At 68.5% G+C, this 4,935-nt stretch carries 1 pseudogene; it reads right to left on the reverse strand.

Annotated features, from left to right (window positions below):
- Positions 1-4,935: pseudogene (locus AC2VNT_RS12910) on the reverse strand (amino acid adenylation domain-containing protein); the annotation flags it as partial.

Below are 4,935 nucleotides of genomic sequence, written 5' to 3' on the forward strand. Positions count from 1 at the left end.
GCCGATGTGGTGATCGGCTTGGGCCCCTTTATCGCCGCACCCGCGCGTCGGCCCACCAACGACCGGCCCTGGCCCGACCAGCCGGGCGGGCCGACCAGGGTGGGGGTGTAGAAACCGGCCAGCACCTCACCCCAGGCGGCGCGGGCGGCGTCGTGGTCGCGGCCGGCCAGCCAGGACACGAACCGGCGATAAGACCCGGGTGCCGGCAGTCGTTGCCCGTCGTAGCTGGCGAACAATTCGCGCACCAGGATCGGCAGCGACCAGCCATCCATCACGATGTGGTGATTGGTCAGCACAAACCGATGGGAATCCTGAGCGAGGCGGATCAACGCCGCTCGAAATACCGGCTGATCGCCCAGCTCGCACACCGCCGCCCGCTCGGCGGCGCAGACCCGCTCGATCTGCTCGGCCACGCTGCCCTCGGCACCGTCGACGTCGAGATCGATGTCGACATAGCGCCACGGCACCCACGGATCGGTGGGGACGATCTGCACCGGCTCGTCGAACTGCTCGGAGAACCGGGCCGCCACGTGCGGATGCCGATACGCCACCGCATGCAATGCATCCCGCAACCGGTGCACATCGACAGGACCGGACAGCCCGATATCGAGTTGCACCGCGTACACGTCGTCGGCACTGCCCCGCGTCGCATTGGCGTGAAACAGCAGCCCTTGCTGCAATGGAGTCAGCGGCAGAACATCAGCGATCCGCATACAACCGCTCGAGCTCGTCAATTTGCTGCTGGCTCAACGGAGTAAGCGCAATATCCGAGGGAGTCAACCCGCCCCCGCCGTGGCGGACGTGCGCACAAATCCCGGCCAGGGCCTCGAACCACAACCCGCTCAGCCGGCGGACCTGCGTTTCGTCGAGCACCGAGGCCGCCCATGTCCATGTCGCGTGCAGATACGGGCCGGCATCGGTGTCGACGGTGCCGGCGTTGAGTTCCAGGGTGTGTGCCAACGGCATCGGCAACCGCGAGCTGACGCGCAGACGAGCCAGGCCGTCGTGGCAGATCCCCCACCCCTCGCCGGACTCGTCGGTGGCCGTGCCTGCCCGCCCGAGGTAGTTGAAGCCGATCGTAGGGTCGGGCCCGAAGGGGTCCAGATCAGGATTCAGATAGCGCAACACGCCGTAGCTCAACGGCTCCGGCAGCGTCCGGAGCTGCTCTTTGGCGTCCTTGACCAGCGTCCCCAGCTCCGGTTCGCCGGCCACCACCTGCGCCCAGGACAGCCCGCCGACAGCCAGCGCGACCGGATATTTGGCGGTGAACCATCCCACCGTGCGCGACAGGTCGACGTCGGGGCTCAGCTCGTCGTCGCGGCCGTGGCCCTCCACGTCGATGCCGATCGGTGTGCCGCCGGTACCCAGGAACTCCGCGCATGCCAAGGCGAAGGCGATCAACAAAATATCGTTGATGCCGGCATGAAACGCGGTCGGCACCTCCGCCAGCAGCATGCTGGTGGTCTCGGTATCCAATGACACCGCCACGTTTCCCGCGCTGACATAGGTGTCGACGTCGGGGCGCGCCGCGGGCAGCGCGGCCGGGATCGCCGCGATCCGCCGCCACACGAACGCGTGCTCCACGACTTCTGGACGGCGGGCATGCTCGAGCAGTAGCTCCGACCACCGGGCGAACGACGTCCCGGGCGCCGGCAGCTCGATCGGATGCCCGCTACGGCGCTGGGACCAGGCGATGTTGAGGTCCTCCAACAGGATTCGCCACGACACTCCGTCGACGGCCAAATGGTGCACCATCGACACCAGCCGACCCGTGGAGACCACCCACAGCGCGCTCAGCATCACCCCGGCCGCCGGGCTCAGCCGCGAACGAGCCTCGATCACCGCCTCATCGGTCAACACCTCGACAACCTGCAGGCAGTCCCGCGCATCCACCGAACCGGCGTCGGGCACCTGCAGCGACCAGCCCCCGGCACCGTCGTCTTCGACGCGTAGCCGCAGCATGGCGTGCCGATCCAGCAAGGTCTGCAACAACACCAGCACGTCGGACTCGTTGACGCCGGCCGGGGCCTGCACCACCGCCGTCTGGTTGAAGTGCTCGACCGGGCCGTCGATGTCGTGCAGCCAGCGCATGATCGGGGTGGCAACCACCGTTCCGATGCCTTCATCGGCCGGGCCGGCCACCCCGCGGGCCACGCCGGCCAGTCGGGCCACCGTCTGCTCGACGAAGACATCGCGCGGCCGGCACACCAGACCGGCGGCCCGCGCCCGGGCCACCACCTGCATCGCCAAGATACTGTCGCCGCCCAGCTCGAAGAACGATTCGTCGACCCCGACCTGCTCCAGCCCCAGCACCTGGGCGTAGATGCCGACCAGGATCTCCTCTACGGCATGGGTCGGGGCGCGGTACTGCTCCGCGTGCTGATATTCCGGTGCGGGCAGGGCGCGGGTGTCGAGTTTGCCGTTGACCGTCAACGGCAGCGCATCGATCGCCACCACCGCGGCTGGGACCAGGTAGGCCGGGAGCTGCTCGGCCAGCGCGGCCCGCGCGGTGGCCGGATCCGCGGTCCCGGTGACATACCCGACCAGCCGCTTGTCGCCGGGACGGTCTTCGCGGGCGATCACCACCGCCTGCTCGACCCCGGCCAGTGCGCTCAGCGCCGCCTGGACTTCGCCGAGTTCGATGCGGTGTCCGCGGATCTTGACCTGCTGGTCGGCGCGGCCCATATAGCGCAGCTGCCCATCCGTGCCCCACCACGCCAAATCGCCGGTGCGATACATCCGGGCGCCGGGCTCCCCTAGCGGACACGCCACAAACCGCGACGCCGACAACCCGCCCCGGCCCACGTAGCCGTAGGCCACCCCGGCTCCGGCCACATACAACTCCCCGACCACCCCGGCCGGCACCGGCCGAAGCCAGGTGTCGAGCACGAAGAAGCCGAGGTGGGCCAACGGCACCCCGATGGGGCTGGTGGTGCTGTCGATATCGCTCTGGAAAATCTCCCGGAACGACGCGTGCACCGTCGTCTCGGTGATGCCGTACATGTTGATCAGGCGCGGGAATCCCGGGTGGGCCTGCAGCCACGGAGCCAGCCGGTGCGGTTCCAGCGCTTCGCCGCCCAACACCACGGCTTGTAGCTTCAGCGCGTCGCCCAGCTCCGGCTGCAGCGTGTCGGCGGTTTGCAGCGCATAAAACGCCGACGGGGTCTGGCTCAGCACAGTGACCTGTTCGGTCACCAACAGAGCGTGCAGATCTTCCGGCGAGCGGACTATCGCGTCGGGGACCACCACTACGCGGCCGCCGTAGAGCAGCGCACCCCAGATCTCCCACACCGAAAAGTCGAAGGCCAGCGAATGGCACTGCGACCACACCTGTCCGGCCAGCTCCAGATCGCTGTCGAGGGTTTCCAGCAGCCGCGTCACGTTACGGTGGGCAACAGCCACACCCTTCGGCGTCCCGGTCGTGCCCGAGGTGTAGATGAGGTAGGCGATTTCGTCGGGAGCCGGCCCCGGTAGCGCGGTCACGGGCTCGCCGGCAAGAGCCGGATCGTCGACGTCGATGATCACCAGGTCATGGCCGGCCAGCTGCGGCCGGTGCTCGGCGGCGGTGATCGCGGCGATCGGCGCCGCATCGCTGAGCACGAACGCAATCCGGGTGGCCGGCACCGACGGGTCGATCGGCACGTACGCCGCGCCCGTTTTCAGCACCGCCAGCATCGCCACGACTGCCTCCGCCGAGCGGGACAACAGCAGTGCGACCCGCTGCCCGGGTCCGACGCCCGCGCGATCCAACCGATGCGCCAATCGGTCGGCGGCCTGCTCGACCTGGCGATAGGTCCACGACCGTGGCACGTCGCTGATCGCGACCGCCTCGGGGGCGCGGGCGGCTTGCGCGGCGAACATCGCCGGAATCGACGCCGGCGCCGGTGCCGGCTCAGTCAACACGGCCCGGTTGCCCCAGCCATCCAGCCGGGCCCGCTCGTCGTCGTCGAGCAGGTCCATCGAGGAGAGCAGTCGGTCCGGATCGGCCGCCATCGCCACCAACAGCCGGCCCAGCCGTCGCGCGATATCGACGGTGTCGTCGTTCGACAACGGCCCACCGGCACCCGCCGTGCTGAGGACAAGCTGGTCGCCGGCGCCGGAGAAGATCAACCCGAAGTCGCCTACCTGTCCCGGATTGGTGAACGACGCGGATGCCTCGACGCCGGCGAAGTCCATGGTCATCTTCGACGGCATGAAGTTGACGCTCACCCGGTTGGCGCGGCGCTCCGAGCCGTAAGGCCGGCCTTTGCGTTCCAGGGCGTGCACCGGAAACCGCTGATGCTGCAGCGCTTCCCGTATCCGGGTGTCGACGTGTTCGCAGAAACCGGCGACCGTGGCGCCCGGCGAAACCCGCACGACCAGCGGCACCGCCCCGGAAACCATCCCGGGCAGCAACTTCGATTCCGGACGTACCCGACGGCTGACCGGGAAGTCGAGCACCACCTCGGGGCCCGCGGCGCACCGCCCTCGCACCAAGAGGGCACACGCCGCGGTGATGACCGACGATCGGGGCATGTTCCACTTCTGCGACAACTGCTGAATCTGGCGGAGCACGGCGGGGTCCAGTCGAACCGGCGCACCGGGCAACCGCAGCTCACCCGCGCCCGCGGCACTCGCCGGCGGGTAATTGGGTTCGCTTTCCGGTGGCAGGTTCTCGGTCCAGTAGGCCCGGTCGTCCTGATAATCCGTGGATGCTTCGTACTCCGCCTCGCAGCGAACCAAGTCCTGCAACGAGCCGAAGAAGGTCGGGGGAAGGGGTGCATTGGATGCCATCGCCGCGTAGACAGTGGCGATCCGATGGGCCAGCAGCGTGATGCCGGACCCGTCGATGACGATGTGGTGGAAGCACCCGAACAAGTGGAACTCATCGGCCCACGTTTGGAAGAGCGCAAATCTGAACAGCGGTCCGGTCGCCGGCATGGGGGTGTTCTGGAT

The organism is Mycobacterium sp. TH-M15 (assembly GCF_057473705.1).